Source organism: Clostridium sp. JS66, assembly GCF_033561535.1.
Taxonomy (GTDB): Bacteria; Bacillota; Clostridia; order Clostridiales; family Clostridiaceae; genus Clostridium_AM; species Clostridium_AM carboxidivorans.
On record NZ_CP131467.1, the window covers coordinates 4724750 to 4746437 of the forward strand.

A 21688-nucleotide genomic window follows, 5' to 3' on the forward strand; every position below is an offset into this window, starting at 1 on the left:
ATATTATATTTTATCTTTCAAGTTATTATTTTGTATATACTTTTGTCCTGATTCATCTTTAAATGATTCAATGCAACGGCACTTTAAATAACCTTCACCTTATTAACTAATTCCCCTATTTTCTCAATGGAACACTCTACTCTATCACCATCTTTTAATACTTTTATAGGTTCAAATCCAAGTCCTACACCACTTGGAGTACCAGTACATATAATATCTCCTGCTTTTAATGTCATTCCTTTTGATAAATCACTTATAATGTACGGAATATCAAATATTAGATTTTTAGTATTTGAATTCTGCCTTAATTCTCCATTAATGCTGCATTTAATATTTAATTCTACAGGAAATGGAATATCATTTTTATGTACTATACAAGGTCCCATAGGACAAAAAGTATCCAAACTCTTACCCTTAAACCATTGTTTATGCTTACCCTGCAAATCTCTAGCAGACACATCATTAACTATAGTATATCCAAAAATATATTCTTCAGCGTCTTCTTTTTTGATATTAATCCCGTCTTTTCCTATTATAATTGCAAGTTCAACTTCATAATCAACCTGTTTTGTTACTTCGTATGAAAATTTTATTTCATCTCCATGTCCTATAGCTGGTGCTGCCACTTTTGTAAAATATATAGGTTCTTCAGGTATTCCAGTACCTGCAATTCTAGTTATTTTTATTTCCCTTGCATGCTCAACATAATTTTTTCCCAAGCACAAAACATTTCTTTTAGGATAAGGTATAGGAGCTTTTATTTTTACATCCTCTAAGGACACTAATTTAAAATCTCCTTTTTTTTCAAGAATATTTTCCACTTTATCTAGCATATCTTCGGTATATTTCTCTATTAATTCAACCATATTTTTTGGTTTTTCCCATGACATACAGTTCGCAATATCTTCTATGGAAACTATCTTATCTCCTCTTATAATTCCTATACTTTCTTTTCCTTCAAACTCATATGTTATAAATTTCATTATTATACCTCCCAAATATTTACTTGTCCTTCATAAATCGTTTATATTATTATAATATTTTAAATAATAAATTTCTATAAAGCTCATAAATTTATTGTCAGAAAATAAAAATTAAAATATTTTTATTGACAATATCTCAAATTATGTTACAATAGCTTTAAACAATTTTATAGATCGCTATGATAAAGAAGAGTAATATTAAATTTCTTTAAAGAGAGGTTGTATTTGCTGTAAACAACTAAGAATTTATTATGAATGGGACTTTGGAGTGATAATTTGTAAAGCAGGGCTTATGCCAAAAAGGGTGGAACCGCGGAAATGATTTTCGTCCCTTAAGGTATGGTCTTTTTTTATACAATTCAAAATTTAATAATGTGCTGTGATAAAGAAGAGTAGTAATTTTTTTCTTTAAAGAGAGGTTGCATTTTGCTGTGAGCAACTAAGAATTTATTACGAAGGGAACTTTGGAGCAATATTTTTTAGAAAGATGGACTTATGTCAAGAAGGGTGGAACCGCGGAAAATTTTTTTCGTCCCTTTGCTTGAGTATAAGTCTTTTTTATATATCAAAATATTAAAATAGGAGTGATGTTATTTATGAAAGGTATTATTACTGTAGTTGGAAAAGATAAGGTAGGTATTGTAGCAGGTATAAGCAGTGAACTTTTACATCTGAATATAAATATTTTAGATGTTACTCAAACTATTATGGAAGAGTTCTTTACAATGATAATGTTAGTAGATATGTCCAAAGCTAATGTGTCTTTTGACAAAACTAAAGAAGCTCTTTTATCAAAAGGGAAAGAATTAGGCGTAGACGTAAAAATTCAAAGAGAAGAAATTTTTAATTCAATGCATACACTTTAGGAGGAATAACGATGAATGTAAACAATGTATTAGAAACTATAAAGATGATAGAAGAAGAAAAATTAGATATTCGTACTATAACCATGGGAATATCACTTCTAGATTGCTGCGATTCTGATGGAGAAAAATCTAGAATTAAAATATATGATAAAGTAACTAAATGTGCTGAAAACCTAGTAAAAGTAGGTAAACAAATAGAAAATGAATTTGGCATTCCTATTGTAAATAAAAGAGTTTCCGTAACTCCTATTTCAATGATTGCAGGTTGTTCAAGCGATACAGATTATGTTAAATATGCTGAAACACTTGATAAAGCTGCTAATACTTTAGGTATAGATTTTATTGGTGGTTTTTCAGCTTTAGTACATAAAGGCTATACCAAAGGTGATAGAATATTAATTCAATCTATTCCTGAAGCCTTAAGCCGTACAAAGCTTGTATGTTCCTCTGTCAATGTTGGTTCTACTAGATGTGGAATAAACATGGATGCTGTAAGGGAAATGGGAATTATAGTTAAGAAAACCGCAGAGCTTACAAAGGATTCAGCAGGATTAGGATGCGCTAAATTAGTAGTATTTGCAAATGCTGTTGAGGACAATCCTTTTATGGCTGGTGCTTTCCATGGTGTTGGAGAAGCTGATACTATAATAAATGTTGGTGTAAGCGGACCTGGAGTTGTAAAAAGAGCTTTGGAAAAGGTAAAAGGAGAAAGCTTTGATGTAGTCGCTGAAACTATAAAGAAAACTGCTTTCAAAATCACAAGAATGGGTCAATTAGTAGCAAAAGAAGCTTCTAGCAGATTGAATGTTCCTTTTGGAATTGTAGATTTATCCTTAGCACCTACTCCTGCAATTGGTGATAGTGTAGCTCACATACTCGAAGAGCTTGGACTTGAAAGTTGTGGAACTCATGGAACTACAGCAGCACTTGCTCTATTAAACGATGCTGTTAAAAAAGGCGGAGTAATGGCATGCAGTCACGTTGGAGGCCTTAGTGGTGCTTTCATACCTGTTAGCGAAGATGCTGGTATGATAGATGCTGTTAACAACGGCTCCTTAAACATAGAAAAACTAGAAGCAATGACTTGCGTATGTTCTGTTGGACTTGATATGATTGCCATTCCTGGAGACACTTCTGCATCAACAATTTCAGCTATAATTGCAGATGAAGCAGCTATTGGTATGATAAATAATAAAACAACTGCTGTAAGAGTTATTCCTGCTCCTGGAACAAAAATAGGTGATGTAGTTGAATTTGGTGGACTTCTAGGCCATGCTCCTGTTATGGCAGTGAGCAAATTTTCTAGTGAAGCCTTTGTAGCTAGAGGTGGTAGAATTCCAGCCCCTATCCACAGCTTTAAAAACTAGAATTTTTATTAACCATATTCTAAACTTTTGCATAAAATAAATTAAGTGCTCTTTTGGTATGGTTAAAATTTACAAAGTAAGCACATTGCGAAGCAAAACTTCGCATTATGCTTACTTTATAAAGCTTAACTACATATAAATATCTTAGAGGTGGTTTTTATATTGTATAATTTATATCCATTTTATTGTCCATTCACTAATTGTATGCGTATTTCAAACAATATTACAATAGATTCACAGCAAATAAACTCTACAGAAAAATATATTAAAAAAGATTTAAAAATACCAGTATTGAAAGGTATGAAAAATAAGAATATAGAAAATCAAATTAACAATTCAATTAAAAGTGATATTATGGAGTTCAAAGATCAAATGGAGGAATCTGCTAATGAATATGGCACGCAAGCTGATAAAGGAGGTAAAAAATTTATTCCTTTTATTATTTCCACCAATTATAGTATCACTTATAATAAAAATAACATTACAAGCATTACTATTTTTTATTATGAGTTTATTAACGGAAAACATTCATATATTAAAACCTCTTACAATTTCGACTTAAATTCAGGCAAATCATTATCTCTAAAGGATTTATTCAAGCAAGGAGTTTCTTATAAACAAATCATCAATAAAGAAATAAAAAGATATTTAATTCAAAACAAAGAGCTATATCTTCCTGGTACAGTTACTAATTTTAAAGGCATCTCAGATGACCAGCCCTTTTATTTGGACAACGAAAATATTGTAATATACTTAGGTTTCAACGAAATCGCACCTAATATATCAGAAATACCTATAATTAAAATTCCTTTTAGTACTTTAAAAAATTATATAAAACCTATCTTTTTAAATTGATTGCAAATAATATACACATTTGTACTATATTTACGCTCATTTAACCTATAATATTGCACATAATACTTTTATATTTAAATTTGGTTTATACAAAAGAAGGTGAATGTATGCGTATATTAAGTACTGCTCTTGCATCAATGCTTACTATTAATAGCTTAACTGGAATTAATTTCAGCAAAAATACAACTGATTTTTATTTAAAAGATTCCAATATATATGATGAATCGATTTATGAAAATAAAAGACACTCATTATTGGATATACCAAGATTTTTTAAAAATTCTATCAGCCATTCTGAAAATGGCATTAGCACTAAAGAATATAATTGGTATTTTCAACCACGTAAAGATAAAAATCCACCACTACCTCCTAAAGAAACAGCAAGTTTTTTACCTAAATACTCCTGCCATCATTTAGGAGATACCTCAAAAAAAGTTTTATACTTAACCTTTGATGAGGGTTATGAAAATGGATATACAGGCCCTATTTTAGATGTACTAAAAAAACATAAAGTAAAAGCAGCATTTTTTGTTGTTAAACCTTATATTAATTCCAATGAAGATTTGATTAAAAGGATGGTCAACGAAGGTCACCTAGTATGTAATCACAGTTCACATCATCTTTCCATGGCTTCTATAACAAATACTGAAAAATTCAACAGTGAGTTTTCTGAGGTAGAAGAAGCTTTTGAAAAAGTTACTGGTGGCAAAAAAATGCCAAAATATTTCAGACCACCTATGGGAAAGTACAGCGAATTATCACTATACAATACAAAACAGCTTGGTTACAAAACTATATTTTGGAGCTTTGCTTATATGGATTGGGAAATCAACAAACAACCTTCCCATGAATTTGCAAAAAAACGTATAATGGATAAAACTCACAATGGTGCCATTGTACTATTACATGCAGTTTCAAAAACTAATGCCGAAATATTAGATGATGTAATTACAGAATGGAAAAATCAAGGATATGAGCTTAAAAGCTTAGATGAACTACCAAAATAAAATAATAATAAGGGAGTTGTTAAAAAATTTCTTATTAACAACTCCCTTTCCAAAATATTACGCATAAATAAAAATTTATTTTTATTTAACTTAGTTTTTAAGCACTTCTTCTAATCTATCTATAAATATTTTAGTCTGCTCTACAGTCCCTGTGCTTACTCTAATCCAGTTATTCCAGCCCCATAAAAATCCGCCTCTTATTATTACTCCTTTTTCTAAAAGCTTTTGGAATACTATCTTTGAATCCATATTTACATTAACAAATACAAAATTTGCACTTGATTTTATATATTCAAATCCATTTTTATCAAAATATTCTTCCATTAAAGCTAAAGATTTATAATTTAATTCCACTGTTTTTTCTATGTGTTCTTTATCTTCCAATGCACCTAAAGCTGCTGCTTGGGCAAGTCTATTTACACTAAAGGTTAATTTTATTTTATACATAGCTTCGCAAATTTCTTGTGATGTTAAAAGATATCCTAACCTTACAGCAGCTATTCCTGCTACCTTTGAAAATGTTCTTAAAATTATGGTATTAGGTCTTTCTTCTAATATATTTAAAGTTTCAGGATATTCTTCATTTTTTATAGCATAATCATAATAAGCTTCATCAAATACAACAACCACATCCTGTGGTAAATTTTTTATTAAATACTCCTGTTCTAATTTAGTCATTATGTTTCCAGTAGGATTATTAGGATTACATATAAATATCAATTTAGTTTTTTCATTAACACTTTCAATAATCTTCTCAACATCTTGTTTATATTCTTTATTAAGAGGGATATTAATCACAATTCCGCCTAAAAAAGATACATCGGTAGCATATTTACCAAAAGTAGGAGTAGCTATCATTACTTCATCACCGGGATTTATAAAAGTTTCTGCAATATTTTTTATAAGTTCCTCTCCACCACTGCCAACTACAATATTTTCAATTTTAACACCATGCTTCTCTGCTAATTTTTCTCTTAGTTTTATCGCAGCAGAGTCAGGATACATATTGATATTTTTAATTTCCTTCTCAATATATTCCATTGCTTTAGGTGATGGTCCCAGCGGATTTTCATTTGATGCTAACTTTTCGATTTTATCTATTTTTAATTCTCTTTTTAAATCCTCAACTGGCTTTCCTGGAACATAAGCCTTTGCTGAGTATACTTCCTTTCTAAATAACTTTTTTGACATAACTTTCCCCCCATGCTAAATCAAATCTAATCTAAATCATATTCGTGTGCTTTTTCTTCTCCCTTTATAACTCTAAGCGTACCTAAAGCAAGAGATTCTAATTCATTTTCTCCTGTCAATATTTCTACAGGTGCTATAAATTCTACTCTTTCTTTTATCCATTCTGTCATCATTTTTGAATAGGCAATTCCCCCTGTAATTACTACTGCATCAACTTTTCCCTTTACTACAGTTGCAAGTTCTCCTATTGCTTTTGCAATTTGATATGCCATAGCTTCATAGACTAATTTAGCTTCAGCATCTCCATTTTCAATTCTTTTTTCTACATCCAATGCACTATTGGTTCCTAAATAAGAAATTAATCCGCCATCTCCTCTTATTTTCTTTTTCATTGTGCGTTCATCATTTTTATAGCACATTTCTATTAAGCGCTTACAAGGTACTCTACCTGATCTTTCTGGTGAAAATGGTCCTTCCTCATCAGTAACAGCATCTATCATTTTTCCATCTTTATGGACAGTAAGAGATATTCCGCCTCCTAAATGAGCAACAACTAAATTACATTTTTCATAAGGTTTACCTAGTTTCTTTGCTGTTTTTATTGCTGCAGCTCTCATATTTAAAGCATGAATAAAACTCTCTCTTTTTATATCAGCAAGTCCTGATATTCTTGCAATATCCTCAAATTCATCTACAGCTACAGAATCGTATATGAAAGCTGGTATGTTTAAAGGTTTTGCTATTGCATATGAAATTATAGCTCCTAAATTTGAAGCATGCTCTACTACAGGTCTTTTAGCAAGTCTTTCTACCATAGAATCATTTACTCTGTAAGCCCCTGATTTAACTGGAGGCAAAATTCCTCCTCTTCCAACTACTGCAGATAAATCTTTGACATCAAAATCTACTTCTTTTAAAAATTTCATTATAGCTTCATATCTCATACCATATTGATCAGCTATGTTTTCATATTTTTTCACTTCTTCACTAGAATGTTCTATAGTGGTTTTAAATAATTCCTCTGTGTCATCATAAATAGCTATTTTAGTTGAAGTTGAACCTGGATTTATTGCTAGTATTTTGTACATTATTTTACCCTCCTGATTATAGCAATACTTGATAAATATTTTAATGAGCAAGTATCGTGCCATATATTAAATATTACTATTTTTTATTATTTTTAATATTTTTGTTTTTTAACCCAAAAATAAATGGTATTAATTATTTAAAAACTAAATCCCATTAATACCATTTATAATAAATATTTATTTAGAATCTTGTACTTCTACTTTTAAATATTTAAGCACTCTTATTCCATACTCTGTTATTACGCTGCCGCCTCTTCCCTTATACACTTTTGCCATAAGAAACTTTTCTAAATTAATTAATATTAATCTTGCTTCTTGTTCACTTATAAAAAAGCCCTTTTCTCTAGCAGTTTTGTATAAAGTTCTTCTTCCTATTCTGGTTTTATTAATATAGCTCTTTTTAAGTTCTTCCATTATGAATATATATTTATCAATTTTTTCATCAGCTAATTCTAAAAATTCTTCTGCCATTTTTTCTTCATCATGAGTTAAAATATCTTCATGTAAAACAACCTCATCATTAAATGGCAAATCCTTTACATCAATAGAATCCAATTCTAAATTAGCAAGATACTCAACATAATTTTTAAGTTCCCTTATATTACCTCTCCAATTATGGTTAATTAACATTTCTTTTGATGCTTCTGTAAAATGAAAATTACTTTTAAATTCATTTTTCATTTCATTGATTAAAAATAATATATCTTCTTTTCTATCTCTTAAAGGTGGAATTTTTAAAGGAAGCACATTCAATCTATAATATAAATCCTCCCTGAATTCACCTTTTCTAACCATTTCCTTTAAATTTCTATTAGTGGCTGCTATTATTCTTATATTTACTTTAATTAACCTATCACCACCTATTCTCATTACTTCCCTTTCTTGGATAACCCTCAAAAGCCTCATTTGAAGGTTTATTGGCATTTCTCCAATTTCGTCAAGAAACAAAGTTCCATTATGAGCGAGTTCAAAAAGTCCTGGTTTACCTCCTTTTCTTGCTCCTGTAAAAGCTCCTTCTTCATACCCAAACAATTCACTTTCTAGAAGGCTTTCAGGTAAAGCCCCACAATTTACCGCCACAAATTGATAATCCTTCCTTTGTGAACTATTATGTATAGCTTGTGCAAACATCTCTTTTCCAGTTCCAGTTTCTCCTGTAATCATAACGGAAGAATCTGATTTCGCCATCCTTTTTGCAATATTCTTACACTTTTTTATAGCTTCACTTTCCCCTATTATATCTTGAAAGTTATATTTAGCTATGTGACCTTTTCCAATAAGCTGTTGTCTCAATTTATGCTGGTTTTTTTCTATATCACTAAACTTTCTAACTATAGCAACAGCTCCATAGAGTTTTCCTGAATGAATTATAGGATGCACCGATGCTACTATATCATATCCATTTATTTTTATAAGCTTTTCTTTAACTGCTTCTAAATTTTCTAATGCTAATTTAAATGGAATATCAGGCATTATTTCCAAACCATGCTTGTTCATGACCTGATTTTTCTTATAACCTATTATATTTTCTGCCATTTCAGTATAAGTACGTATTATTCCCTTAGCATCAATTCCTATGATACCATCATCTAAAATTTGAAGTAATATATCGAGCTCACTTTCAAATCTATTGGATAATCCCATTACATTGGATAACCCAATATTTGTAGTGACAATTTCTCTGTAACTTTCTCTAATATTTTGCCTTTGTAAAATATCACTTAAATTTAGTTTTGTTCCAATATCAATTATAGTATTAAGCTCTAAAAGACTATTACCTACATTAATAACTTTTTTACAAGAATAACTATTATATGCAGATGTACCTAGTACAATAATATAGTCTTTATTCATCTGCTCATTATTCCCAGGATATCCTGGTTCTATATCCAAATTTCTTATTCCCAACTGATACAATACTGAAATCATTTGCATTGCCATTTCTTTTGTTTCATCAAGAAGTAATACAGAAGCTCCTTCCTCTATTTGCATAACTTTTTCTAGACCAGCTTTAGAAATTGTCCTAGTTGCTATAATTACATCTGTTTTCTTCTGCATATAAGGCTTAATAAATCTAAAAACATCTTGTGATTGAACCAGTACTAAATCTGCTTCTATACCATTTTTAATTTTTTCGCTATCAATACAAATTTTCTCCAAAATTATATTATCAGAAAATAAAGTCTTAATTTGTTCATAATAAGTATTTGCACTTGATTCGCTGTAACTTATTATAAGTAACCTTTTTTTATCTATTTCTCTAAACATTATTTTCACCCTTTATATACCATACATTTTGTTCTATACAATTAGTTATTTTACTATAGTTTTACTTAAATTTCTACTATTGGCTAATGTTGAAGCATATAATTGTATTACTAATATAGCTAAATTTACATAAAGTAAATACATAGCTATCTACCCTCTATCTTAAATTGAATTTAAGCAAGTTAATTATGATATATCAAGTAATTCTTAGGTTCAGATGGAGTTTACTTATGAGAATGACCTTCTACATCCGAACCTTAGAAGAACTTATCCAGACACGTAGCAGTGCTTATCCCACAGTTAAGTAGAGACCCAAAATCTATGATTTTGTGCGAATCACTTACTCCTTCGACAATAGAAGAAGGAGTTTCATATAAAGAAGATGGGAGTGTTAGCAATGGTATCGATCGGATAAATTAAGCTTTTTAGTTGCAGGAGGTATTTATGAACGATAATCAAAATGGTCAACATGTTCCAATAACAAATCCACTATCTGAATCTTCAGTTGAAGAAGACTTCAATAAAGAATCTGAAGAAGAAAATATACAATCAGAAGATTCTACAGATAAATACCTTGATAAAATTCAAGATACTTTAAAAGATATAAATTCTATTAAAGATGAATTATGTAAGCTACCCTTAAACCCCTGCGAATCTCAATATATTACTAATAGCATAAATCCATTGTTGAACATTCTATACCTGCTTTCACAAACTTCTTCAGGTTTATCTACTTCGGTAAATACTTTAACAACATCCTCTATAGTTCACCCTAAAAATTCTGATATTAAAGATACTATTCATTTAATATATAAAATTAATGATGAATGTGCTGATATATATGACGTGTTAAAAAAAAGACTAGAAATCTTACTAGACAATTGTTAGCAATATCAATTATTATACAATTTACATAATAAGCATATTGCGACGTAAGCGAAGTAACTTTCAACTGTATTCCGGCTGATATATGATAAGGGTGTCATCACATTAGCTAAATTGTTTTATCATTATTCTTAGATCAAAATTTTTAAAAGACTTAGAACTTTAGTCCTGTCTGAAGGAACCGAGTTTGACAAAGTTCTTAGGCTTTTAAAAATTTCGAGCTTTATTTTAAATTGGAAACTCCTCTTCGTTTCCTCAGAGGAGTAAGCGATTCGCACAAAATCGTAGATTTTGGCTCTCTGCTTAATACATTTAGCCGTGATGATACCCTTATCATATATCACGGAATGAAAGTTAAAATCCAAACTTCCACTACACCTTTACGTCGCATTATATTTATATTGTTAAAATTTATCACTCATTTACTAACGAACACTTTTAGTTTTAAAAGTTAAATATCTCACCGAAACTAGTGCTATATATACATAGAATATTATTTGAATTATAAAAACATATTTAATATTTATTCCACCTGCAAAACCTATTATATAAGTTAAAAATGTGGCCCCAAGATAGTTAAAAATCATTATAATAGCAGAAGCTGAATATACATTTTCTTTTCCAACATGCTGTACAAGATATCCTTGAAGTGCTGGATACATTAATGCTATAGATATGCCTATAATTGCAAGACCTGCTAAAGCTTGAATTTTATTTGTTCCAGTTAAAATGATAATCACACCCACAATAGATATTGCTGGAGAAATTGCAAGGAATTTTAATTGACCTACTTTTTCCAGAAGCTTGTCTCCTATACTTCTTCCTATAGTAAACAAAATCCAGAAACCAGAGAGAATATTAGGAACCTCTTCTTTGTTAACCCCATAACATTTTTCAAGAAATCCACCTGTCCAATTGGTTGTTGATATTTCCGCTCCTACATAAAAGAATATTGCAATGGAAAAGAACATCACCAATGGATTTTTTATTATATCAAAAGAAACTTTAGCATGATGCTTACTGCTAGATGATGATTGAATGTCCATTTTTCTTACAAGCATCATCAGAAAACACATGCATAATATATGTATAATATATGTATAATTAAATTTTATTTCATTCTTTAATATAAGCCTATCTATTGGCAAAATCAAAATTCCACCTAATCCGAAGCATGCATTGGCAAGGCTAAATTTTTGATATTTAACTGGAAGTATTGATAGAATAGTACTAGAAAATAGAGACATCATCCCTATTGCTAATCCTGATATGAAATATCCAAATAAAAGCACATAAAACGACTTCGAAATTATAATTATTAAGCTTGCAAGTATAGTAAGACAAAAGCCTGTACGCAATCCTTTCTTAAGACCTATTTTTTGCATAAGTCTAGCACCTAATATACTCATTCCAAATGATGCAAAATAAACTACCGATGGCAATATAGCAATAGTATTTGATGACACATTATAATTATTTTTTATAGTGGTTATAAAAGGTGATAATGTATTCGAAAATAATGAAGAAAAAAAATACCCTATAAAAACAATTATCATATTTCTATAATCTTTATTCATGCGTATCCTCCTGTTTTAAAATTACAACTTATTATACAACATAAGACATTCTGGAGGAAGTATCAAATCATTATATTTTATAAAAATTTGTCAGTATATTTTACTTTATATAACTAATACTATATTTTGAAAACAAATAATAATTTTATCATATGAGGAGGATAAATGTATGCCAGCTCTAACACAAAAGGAAACTATGTTATTAAATGATGAAAAATCACATGAAGAGTTATGTATAAAAAAGTACACTACATATTCTAATGAAGCACAAGACCCAGAATTAAAACAATTATTCACAACTTTAGGCCAGCACGAAAGACAACATTTAAATAGTATAAATACTATGTTAAATGGTCAAGTACCAAATGTAAATCAACAAGGGCAGCAAGGACAACAAAATCAAACCCAAAATGTTAATATGAATACAAATAAATCAAATATGGCCTTTAACCAAAAAGATTGTGATCTTTGTCAAGATGCACTTACTACAGAAAAATATGTATCTTCAACTTACAATTCAACAATTTTTGAGTTTAAAGACCCTAATGCTCGTCAAGTACTAAATCATATTCAGAAAGAAGAACAAGAACACGGACAGCAAATATTTGACTATATGTATAAAAAAGGATATTATACACCTCAATAAATATTTTCTTATCAATAACTTAATCCTTCATTAAAAGCTAGTAAAGATACCCTCCACTGATCTTTACTAGCTTTTTTAAATTTTTCATAAAGCAAATCCACAGTTTAAATTCAAATTTAAATTTAAATAAAAAAAATGCACGAATAAACTGTTTTTTTTCGTCAAACCTATTTAGAAATATAAAAATATCACGATAAACTATACATATATGTTATATATTACTAATTAAATTAGTAATATTATTAGTTTAAATAATATTTTATTTAAATAGAAATTAGTAATATGGGGTGGATTATAATATGCAGAAAACAAAATTGTTGTCAATTAACGAATTAATACCAGGAATGGTATCATCTATGGATATAAAAGTTGAAGGTACAGTATTATTAGCTAAAGGTTTCGTCATCACTCAACCCATTATAGATAAATTGAAAGAAGCCTATATTATTGACAAAGTACAGGTTCTATTAGACAAAGATTCTGATGAAACTTTTATTTTCAAAGTAAAAACAGTAAAAGAACTCCAAACTACCTTTAGCGAATTTTCATCAAATTTAGAAAATATTTTTACAGATATATCCTCTTTAAAAGTACCTAAGTTAGCTGAAATAAAAAATTTCATGGATAAAATCGAAGAAGAATTCAAATCAACAGGCGTAGTTATAAAAAACATCCTGTTCTATGGCAGCGCAGGTGACCCGATTTACAGACATACTGTAAACGTAACTGCTATTAGTTTTATATTAGGTAAATGGTTAGGTCTTGACGTACAGGATTTAGCTTTATTGACTTATGCAGCAATACTACATGATTTTGGTAAAATTCAAATTGATACGGATATATTGAACAAGGAAGGTTCTTTAACTCCTGAAGAATATGAAACTTATAAAACTCATCCTGTTATAAGTTATCATTTTATAAATCAGATTCCTTGTATAAATCCTTCTATAAGCCGCTCAATAATAATGCATCATGAAAAAATAGACGGATCTGGCTATCCTCTTCAAGTTAAAGGAAATAAAATTCCTAAATTTGCAAAAATAATAGCCATTGCAGATTTATTTGATACAGTTAGTTCCAATAGATATTCTAAAAAAATTACGGGTCCTCTTGATGCTCTAAAAGTTATTAAGGAAGAAAGCCTTACAAAACTTGATTCCAGTTATTGTAATATGTTTTTAAACCATGTAGTAAATTTTTTCATGGGTGAAACTGTACAATTGAACGATAAACGTTTGTGTAAAATCATACAAATTCAAATGGAAGACTTGACAAACCCTCTATTACTTGATGATGGAGAATTTCTTGATTTAAAAAAAGAAAAGGATTTATATGTTGAAAAGTTGGTTGTATCATAATTAAAAATAGAGCATTATAATGCTCTATTTTTAATTTACTATTTAGAAAGTAATGATTTTAAAATTAAATTTATATACACATTTCTAGTAGGCTTTTCATTATAATCAATACCAGAAATTTTTTCAGTATAATTTCCCAGTAGTAAAGGAATTTCTAAAGCACCAAGAGCTTGAAAAACTTTCATAAGTAATACCTCGTCACTTCCTTCTACGCCGACAGCCTTTAATGTATCTAAAATTTTCTTATATCCAGCATCTTTTAAAAACTTCATATAATCAGATTCAATCTCGCAATTGCCCACTCCATGATTTACAATATTTCTAAATACATCTGGACATTCTAAAGTTGTATCTGAATAATTCTGCAAAAAATTTTTTAGTCTCTCCTCTGGCGAAACATCATTGTCTTCTAACAATTCAAAGCATTGCATAATTCTTTTAGAGAACACCTTCATAGCTTCATCAATTACATTGTCTTTACTGCCAAAATGATAATTAACTGCTGCTATATTAACTTCCGCCAAACTTGCTATCTTTTTAATAGTAACATTTTGAAATCCTTCATTACCTATTATATTTAACGTAGCATCTAATATTCTTTCTCTAGTGGACTGCTTACAACCCCATTTGCTATCCATTTATATCACTCCTATTGATAGCTCCTTTTAAACCACATTTATATTTAAAATATTCTTTAGATGTATATTGTTCTTCTGTGGAATCGAGTTCTTTTAAATTTTCAAATGCAGTGGAAAGCATAAGTTTTATTCTATTCAATTGATTTACTTCACTGGCACCAGGATCATAATCTATTGCAACTATATTTGTTCCTTTATAAACCCTCTTTAATTCTTTCATAATACCTTTACCTGTTACATGGTTAGGCAAACATGCAAATGGCTGCATACAAACAATATTTTTAACTCCACTTTGTATAAGCTCTACCATTTCTCCTGTCAAAAACCATCCTTCTCCAGTTTGATTACCTAAAGAAACAATACTTGAAGCTCCTTTTGCTATAGATTTTATAGATTCAATAGGAGTAAATCTTTTACTTTTTCTTATGGCCTTCTTATAAGTCATTCTATAAAATTCAATGACAGCTATAGCTGCTTTTCCTAATAATTCAGGAAGTTTCTTTCCTGCTAAATATTTATGTTTGTACTCTGAATCACTAGCACAATATAATAGAAAATCTGTAAGATCAGGTACTACTACTTCTACCCCTTCTTTTTCTAATACATCTATTACATTGTTATTGGCTGTTGGGTGAAATTTAACAAGAATTTCTCCTACCAATCCAACCTTTGGCTTTAATTTATTATTTATTTTTAAATTATCAAATTCTTTTACTATAGATATAATATTATGCTTAAATGTACTTTTATAAGCCATTTTCAAGGATCTTTTACATACATCCACCCATTTTTCATAAAGCCCATTAGCTGAACCTTCTTCAATTTCATAAGGTCTAACTCTATATAAAACCCTGGAAAGTAAATCTCCATAAGTAAGTGCCATCATAGATCTATTAAGTAGTCCCAAGGAAATTTTAAACCCAGGATTTTTTTCCATACCTTTAGCATTCAAAGATATTACTGGAACATTTGAAAAACCCGCATCTTTTAATGCTTTACGTAAAAAGCCAATGTAATTTGTAGCTCTGCATCCGCCTCCAGTTTGAGATATTATAACCGAAGTATTATTCAAATCATATTTACCTGATTTTAATGCCTCTATGATTTGTCCTACTACAATTATTGCTGGATAACAAGCATCATTATTTACATATTTTAAACCTTCATCTACAGCTTTTTTATCTTGAGATGGAAGTACTACTACATTATAACCAGATTGTCTAAATGCTTCCTCTAAAAATTGAAAATGCACAGGAGACATTTCTGGAATTAAAATCGTATGATTTTTTTTCATCTCTTTAGTAAATATTATTCTTTTATATTTGTTTTCAACCTTTTTAAGCTTAAAGCCACTATTTTCTCTTTCTTCTGCTGCTGCTTTAAGTGAACGAAGTCTTATTCTTATAGCCCCTAAATTATTTCCTTCATCAATTTTAAGAGATGTATATATCTTTGAGTTACCATTTAATATTTCCTGTACTTGATCTGTTGTAACTGAATCCAATCCACAACCAAAGGAATTTAACTGAACTAGTTCTAAATCCTTCTGAGTAGCAACAAAACTAGCTGCAGCATAAAGTCTAGAATGATATACCCATTGATCTACTACTCTAAGTGGTCTCTCAACATGTCCAAGATGAGCCACGGAATCCTCCGTAAGCACTGCCATATCAAGTCCATTAATTAAATCTGGTATTCCATGATTTATTTCTGGGTCTATATGGTAAGGTCTTCCTGAAAGCACTACACCCTTTATCCCTTTTTCTTTAATAAATTCTAAAGCATTTTCACCAGCTTTTCGAATATCTTCTTTAAAGCTTTCTTGTTCCTTACATGCTTTATCTACTGCATAATTAACCTCTTTTTCACTTAAATGAAATTCTTTAAGTTCCTCCAGTAACCTTTTTATCAATACCTTTTTATTATGCAAAGGCAAGAAAGGTTTTATAAATTTTATATTTTGCTCTCTTATAGCATCTACATTATTTTTAATTACTTCAGGATATGATATTACAATAGGACAATTATAATGGTTGTCTGCTTCTTTTTGCTCTTTACTTTCATAAGTAATACAAGGATAAAAAATAGTTTTTATACCTTTTTCTATAAGATTCATAATATGACCATGAACCATTTTTCCAGGGTAACATACGGATTCTGAAGGTATGGTCTCAATTCCTTTTTCATATATCCTCTTTGAAGATCTAGAGGATAATTCTACTCTAAAACCAAGTTCAGTAAATAAAGCAAACCAAAATGGATAATCCTCATACATATTAAGGACCCTTGGTATACCCAAAATTCCCCTTTTAGCTTCTTCTTCTTTTAAAGGTTTATATTGAAAAAGTCTATCATATTTGTATTTAAATAAATTTGGAAGCAAATTTTTTTTCTTTTCCTTACCTGCTCCTCTTTCACATCTATTTCCTGATACAAATTTTTCTCCATTACCAAATTTATTTATGGTAAGTAAACAATTATTTGCGCATAATCCACACCTTGCCATACCTGTTTCTACACTAAGTTCATTCAATTCGTCTATATTTAAGAGTTTAGTTATATAGCTCTCTTTATATTTTTCTTTAGCTATTAAAGCCGCTCCAAAGGCTCCCATTATTCCAGCAATATCTGGTCTAATAACTTCTCTCTCAGATAAAAGTTCAAAACTTCTTAATACTGCATCATTGTAAAAAGTTCCTCCCTGTACAACTATCTTTTCTCCTATTTCCTTAGGATTTCTTATCTTTATTACCTTAAACAAAGCATTTTTGATAACGGAGTAAGATAGACCTGCAGAAATATCTCCTACAGAAGCTCCTTCCTTTTGAGCTTGTTTAACTCTAGAATTCATAAAAACAGTACATCTAGACCCTAAATCCACAGGCTTTTGTGAAAATATAGCTTCCTTTGCAAAATCCTTTATACCCATACCAAGTGAATTTGCAAAAGTCTCTAGAAATGAACCACATCCAGAAGAACACGCTTCATTTAAAAGTATACTTTCAATAACCCCATCTTTTGTTTTTAAGCATTTCATATCCTGTCCACCAATATCCAATATAAAATCTACTCCTGGACAGAAAAAAGCTGCTGCTTTATAATGTGCTATAGTTTCAATTTCCCCTATATCAACCTTCAAGGCAGTTTTTAGGAGAGCTTCTCCATAACCTGTTACTGCAGAATTTACAATTTTAGCTTTTTTAGGCATAATGCTATAAAGTTCTTTTAATATTTTAACAGTAGATCTAAGAGGACTTCCTTCATTATTGCAATAATGAGTGTAAAGTATATTTCCCTCATTATCAATAAGTGATGCTTTTGTAGTAGTTGATCCAGCATCTATTCCTAAGAAACAGTCTCCTTGAAAATCTGATAAATCTTTTCTTTTTACTGAATGAACATCATGTCTTTTTCTAAAAGCTTCATACTCTTCATTATCCTTGAAGAGTGGTCTTAATCTATCAGATTCATCTATAGAAATATTCTTTAAATTTTCAAATCTACTCATAAGAGAGTTAAAAGATATTTTTCTTTCATCAACTGAAGCTAAAGCTGCTCCTATGGCAATATAAAGCTGTGAATTTTCAGGAAAAACTACTTGCTCATCTTTTAATTTAAGCATTTCTATAAATCTTTTTCTAAGCTCTGAAAGAAAGAATAAAGGTCCTCCTAAAAAGGCTACATTACCTCTTATTGGTCTTCCACACGCTAGTCCACTTATAGTTTGAATTACAACAGCCTGAAGTATGGACACTGCAATATCTTCCTTTAAGGCACCTTCATTTAAAAGAGGTTGAACATCAGTTTTAGCAAAAACTCCACATCTTGCTGCTATAGGATAAATTGTTTTATAGTTCTTTGCTAATTCATTTAATCCTGCAGCATCAGTTTTAAGTAAAGAAGCCATCTGATCTATAAAAGAACCTGTTCCTCCAGCACAAGTGCCATTCATTCTTTGGTCTATTCCATCTTTCAAATAAGTGATCTTGGCATCTTCTCCACCAAGTTCTATTACCACATCTGTTTGTGGATTATAAGTTTGTATAGCTTTTGTACTTGCTATAACTTCCTGAACAAAAGTTATACCCACGGAATTAGAAAGAGACATTCCTCCAGAACCTGTTATTGTTATTGTTATTTCACTATCCTTAAATTCTTTATAAACGTCAGTAAGGATTTCTTTTACCGTTTTCTTTATATCAGAAAAATGCCTCTCATATTTACCATATACAAGTTCCATGAAGTTATTTAAAACTGCAACTTTAACTGTAGTAGACCCAACATCAATACCTACATGAAACAATTTATTCATAAATATTCCTCCAAATTTTCCATATTCAACAGCATTTAAAATTCAAATGATATTTCAAATGCCATTTAAAATGTTATTTTATTCTATTTTAAATCTTAAAAAGCCTACTGTCAATACAAGGTTTTATACTCAATATAATTAAAACATTTTCTATTTTTATAATTAACTGCAAATTGAAAATATCCATTTTTAAAAGTTCACAACTTATATTATAGTACTCAAATTTTACCATCTTCTCTTATACATTATTTTAATTTATAAATTATTTATTCGCCTTAAATTTAATAATATATCTTTCCCCCTTTTAACCTTGTTTCCATTAAAGTAAAATTATTCCTAATATATGTATACTTATATTTTTTTGTTTTTTTCCAAAATATATTAAATATATTATTTGAATTTACTTTTTATCAATATAATCCACATCACTAATTAATACCATTTAATCTAAATATTTAAAATTATAAAGAAGTTCTTATTGATTATTTATTTTTGTGCTATATAATCTAAATTGTAATAATAAATAATTAAAAGGAGATTGCAAAATGGATATAAAGTTCTTAAATAAAATTTATTTAATTGACTTTTTATTTATCATACTTGGAAGTTTTATAGGCTCAATAGGTGTAAACATGTTTTTAATTCATGCTAAACTTTTAAGTGGAGGAGTTACAGGATTAGCACTTATATTTCAATATTTATTTAAAATTCAAGCAGGATATGTAATACTTTTATTAAATTTTCCTTTATTCATATTAAGCATAATTAAACTGGATAAAAAATTCACTTTATATTCTTTAGTAGGAACTTTGGCATTTTCTTTATCATTAATATTAACTCACCCTATATCAAATATTCTAAATATAAATGATAATTTGCTTTTATGCCTGTATGGTGGTGTAGTTAATGGAATTGGGTTTGGACTAGTATTTGTGCACAGAGGTTCTACAGGAGGCTTTGATATAGTATCCATGTTAATTAGAAAAAAATATTCCAACCTTAATATAGGCAAAATATCTTTTGGTATAAATTTAGTTATTGTAAGTATTAGTGCTTTTATATTTGGATTACCTAGTGCTTTATATACTTTAATAGCTATGTATATAACTTCTTTTGTCCTTGACAATGTAGTAAAAGGCTTTAATCAATCAAAAGCTGTTTTTATTATTACAAAAAAAGAAGAAATATTATCTGAACTCATAATGGTAAAGCTTCATAGAGGGGTTACTTATCTTTATGGAGAAGGTGCCTATAATAAGGATACTAAAAAGATACTTTATTGTATTGTTCCACTTTCTCAACTACCTGAATTGAAAAATTTAGTTACTTCTGTAGATGAAAAAGCCTTTATTTCTATTTCAGATACTTCCGAAATTCATGGAAAGGGATTTAAACCTAGTTTGTAAATTTTATGTACTTACATTAAAACACCACAGAATTTAGAATTCTGCGGTGTTTTGTATATTTATTCAAATCTCAATGCATCAATAGGTTTAAGCTTTGACGCTTTATATGCTGGGAATATACCAAATACAATACCTACTGCTAAAGAAAATGAAAATGCTACTATAACTATTGGTAAAGAAAAACTCATTGACATTCCTGCAGCTGTAACTCCCCAACCTAATGCTAGTCCAAATAATACACCTGCTACTCCGCCTAATGAACTTAAAACTAGAGCTTCAATAAGGAATTGAATTAATATGTCCTTTCTTGATCCACCTAAAGCTTTTCTAATTCCTATCTCCTTTGTCCTCTCTGATACTGATACCAACATAACATTCATTACTCCTATACCACCTACAACTAATGATATTGCTGCTATTCCACCTAATAAGTATGTCATGGTATTGGTTATTGAACTCATAGTATCTAATAATTGTTTCTGGCTCATAACTCTATTGTTATTATCAGTAGATTTAAAGAAATTATTAAGATATACATTTATCTCGTTAGTTAAAGCATCAACATTGTTTTGATCTGATGCCTTAATATAGAGATTTTGAACATTTCTAGTCCCTGAAAGTCCTATAGCAGTAGTTGATGGTATAATTACCATATCATCAGTATTATTTCCCATAGAACTTCCCTGTGACTTCAAAACTCCTACTACTTCATAAGTATTACCTTTTATGTCAACACTTTTTCCTACAGGATCTGTAAATCCATAAAGCTCTGAAGCAATATTTGAACCTAAAACAGCTACTTTTCCTCTATAATCCACATCTAAATCTGCAATAAATCTACCTTCACTAATAGTCATATTTCTTATATCAAGAAAATTGCTAGTAGTTCCGGTTACTGAAGTATTTTGCGAATTTTTATCCACCTTAACTGTTGTACTTGTGGAAATAATAGGTGCTACCTTATCTACTCCTTGTATAGCTTCTACATTCTTCACATCATCAAGAGTGAACTGTTTACTCCCATTGTTATTAGATGTATTTGCTGAAATAAGATTTGTACCTAAGGATTGTACTTGTGAAGTTATTTGTTTTGTAGAACCACTTCCCATTCCAACTAACACTATTACTGAAGAAATTCCTATAATTATGCCTATCATAGTAAGGGCAGATCTTAATTTATTACTTCGTATATTTTTAATGGCCAATTTTAATGTTTGAAAAAATCCCATTTAGTTTCCCTC

At 29.6% G+C, this 21688-nt stretch carries 16 protein-coding genes and 2 other annotated features; of the genes, 8 read left to right on the top strand and 8 right to left on the bottom strand.

What is annotated here, in order from left to right:
- Positions 1–83 precede the first annotated feature (83 nt).
- On the bottom strand, positions 84–983 hold the full coding sequence (locus Q6H37_RS21790; RefSeq protein ID WP_318736551.1) for a fumarylacetoacetate hydrolase family protein: 900 nt from the start codon (positions 981–983) through the stop codon (positions 84–86).
- Positions 984–1153: 170 nt separating this feature from the next.
- Positions 1154–1319: a binding site (T-box leader), on the top strand.
- Positions 1320–1353: 34 nt separating this feature from the next.
- Positions 1354–1523, top strand: a binding site (T-box leader).
- Positions 1524–1579: 56 nt separating this feature from the next.
- Here Q6H37_RS21790 and Q6H37_RS21795 point away from each other — a divergent pair.
- From Q6H37_RS21795 to pdaA, 4 genes are all read left to right on the top strand, one after another.
- A complete protein-coding gene (locus Q6H37_RS21795; protein WP_007059808.1) occupies positions 1580–1849 on the top strand; it encodes an ACT domain-containing protein in 270 nt (89 codons plus the stop codon).
- 11 nt (positions 1850–1860) lie between these two features.
- A complete protein-coding gene (locus Q6H37_RS21800) occupies positions 1861–3216 on the top strand; it encodes a PFL family protein (RefSeq protein WP_318736553.1) in 1356 nt (451 codons plus the stop codon).
- Positions 3217–3378: 162 nt separating this feature from the next.
- Positions 3379–4071: a DUF3298 and DUF4163 domain-containing protein gene (locus tag Q6H37_RS21805; protein ID WP_318736554.1), complete on the top strand. Its 693-nt coding sequence runs from the start codon at positions 3379–3381 to the stop codon at positions 4069–4071.
- A 107-nt stretch (positions 4072–4178) separates the two neighbouring features.
- Complete coding sequence (gene pdaA, locus Q6H37_RS21810) at positions 4179–5078, top strand: delta-lactam-biosynthetic de-N-acetylase (RefSeq protein WP_318736556.1); 900 nt, start codon at positions 4179–4181, stop codon at positions 5076–5078.
- A 90-nt stretch (positions 5079–5168) separates the two neighbouring features.
- Here the strand turns inward: pdaA and hisC are convergent, their stop codons facing one another.
- The 3 genes from hisC to Q6H37_RS21825 all read right to left on the bottom strand — a co-directional run bounded on the left by hisC (position 5169) and on the right by Q6H37_RS21825 (position 9625).
- Positions 5169–6269: a histidinol-phosphate transaminase gene (gene hisC / locus Q6H37_RS21815; RefSeq protein ID WP_318736557.1), complete on the bottom strand. Its 1101-nt coding sequence runs from the start codon at positions 6267–6269 to the stop codon at positions 5169–5171.
- A gap of 26 nt (positions 6270–6295) precedes the next feature.
- Positions 6296–7357: a butyrate kinase gene (gene buk, locus Q6H37_RS21820; RefSeq protein ID WP_318736565.1), complete on the bottom strand. Its 1062-nt coding sequence runs from the start codon at positions 7355–7357 to the stop codon at positions 6296–6298.
- 177 nt (positions 7358–7534) lie between these two features.
- Complete coding sequence (locus tag Q6H37_RS21825) at positions 7535–9625, bottom strand: sigma-54 interaction domain-containing protein (RefSeq protein ID WP_318736567.1); 2091 nt, start codon at positions 9623–9625, stop codon at positions 7535–7537.
- Positions 9626–10069: 444 nt separating this feature from the next.
- Here Q6H37_RS21825 and Q6H37_RS21830 point away from each other — a divergent pair, with 444 nt between their 5' ends.
- Positions 10070–10513 (top strand): hypothetical protein, encoded by a 444-nt coding sequence (locus Q6H37_RS21830; protein WP_318736569.1) that lies wholly within the window; start codon positions 10070–10072, stop codon positions 10511–10513.
- Between the two features lie 422 nt (positions 10514–10935).
- Here the strand turns inward: Q6H37_RS21830 and Q6H37_RS21835 are convergent, their stop codons facing one another.
- Entirely contained in the window at positions 10936–12087 is a 1152-nt protein-coding gene (locus Q6H37_RS21835; RefSeq protein ID WP_318736571.1) for an MFS transporter, read from the bottom strand.
- A 169-nt stretch (positions 12088–12256) separates the two neighbouring features.
- On the opposite strand from Q6H37_RS21835, the gene Q6H37_RS21840 reads away from it, so the two are divergent.
- Entirely contained in the window at positions 12257–12733 is a 477-nt protein-coding gene (locus tag Q6H37_RS21840) for a spore coat protein (protein WP_318736572.1), read from the top strand.
- Positions 12734–13032: 299 nt separating this feature from the next.
- A complete protein-coding gene (locus Q6H37_RS21845) occupies positions 13033–14091 on the top strand; it encodes an HD-GYP domain-containing protein (protein ID WP_318736577.1) in 1059 nt (352 codons plus the stop codon).
- A 38-nt stretch (positions 14092–14129) separates the two neighbouring features.
- On the opposite strand, the gene Q6H37_RS21850 is transcribed toward Q6H37_RS21845, so the two are convergent.
- Both Q6H37_RS21850 and Q6H37_RS21855 read right to left on the bottom strand, forming a co-directional pair.
- The gene (locus Q6H37_RS21850; protein WP_318736579.1) at positions 14130–14729 is read right to left on the bottom strand and encodes a TetR/AcrR family transcriptional regulator; all 600 of its coding nucleotides are present in this window, start codon (positions 14727–14729) and stop codon (positions 14130–14132) included.
- On the bottom strand, positions 14722–19041 hold the full coding sequence (locus tag Q6H37_RS21855; protein ID WP_318736581.1) for an acyl-CoA dehydratase activase-related protein: 4320 nt from the start codon (positions 19039–19041) through the stop codon (positions 14722–14724). The genes Q6H37_RS21850 and Q6H37_RS21855 overlap by 8 nt, the downstream gene beginning before the upstream one ends.
- 545 nt (positions 19042–19586) lie before the next feature.
- Between Q6H37_RS21855 and Q6H37_RS21860 the strand changes: the two genes are divergently transcribed.
- Positions 19587–20447 (top strand): YitT family protein, encoded by an 861-nt coding sequence (locus Q6H37_RS21860; protein WP_318736582.1) that lies wholly within the window; start codon positions 19587–19589, stop codon positions 20445–20447.
- A 59-nt stretch (positions 20448–20506) separates the two neighbouring features.
- On the opposite strand, the gene Q6H37_RS21865 is transcribed toward Q6H37_RS21860, so the two are convergent.
- Positions 20507–21676: an ABC transporter permease gene (locus Q6H37_RS21865; protein ID WP_318736584.1), complete on the bottom strand. Its 1170-nt coding sequence runs from the start codon at positions 21674–21676 to the stop codon at positions 20507–20509.
- Positions 21677–21688 lie beyond the last annotated feature (12 nt).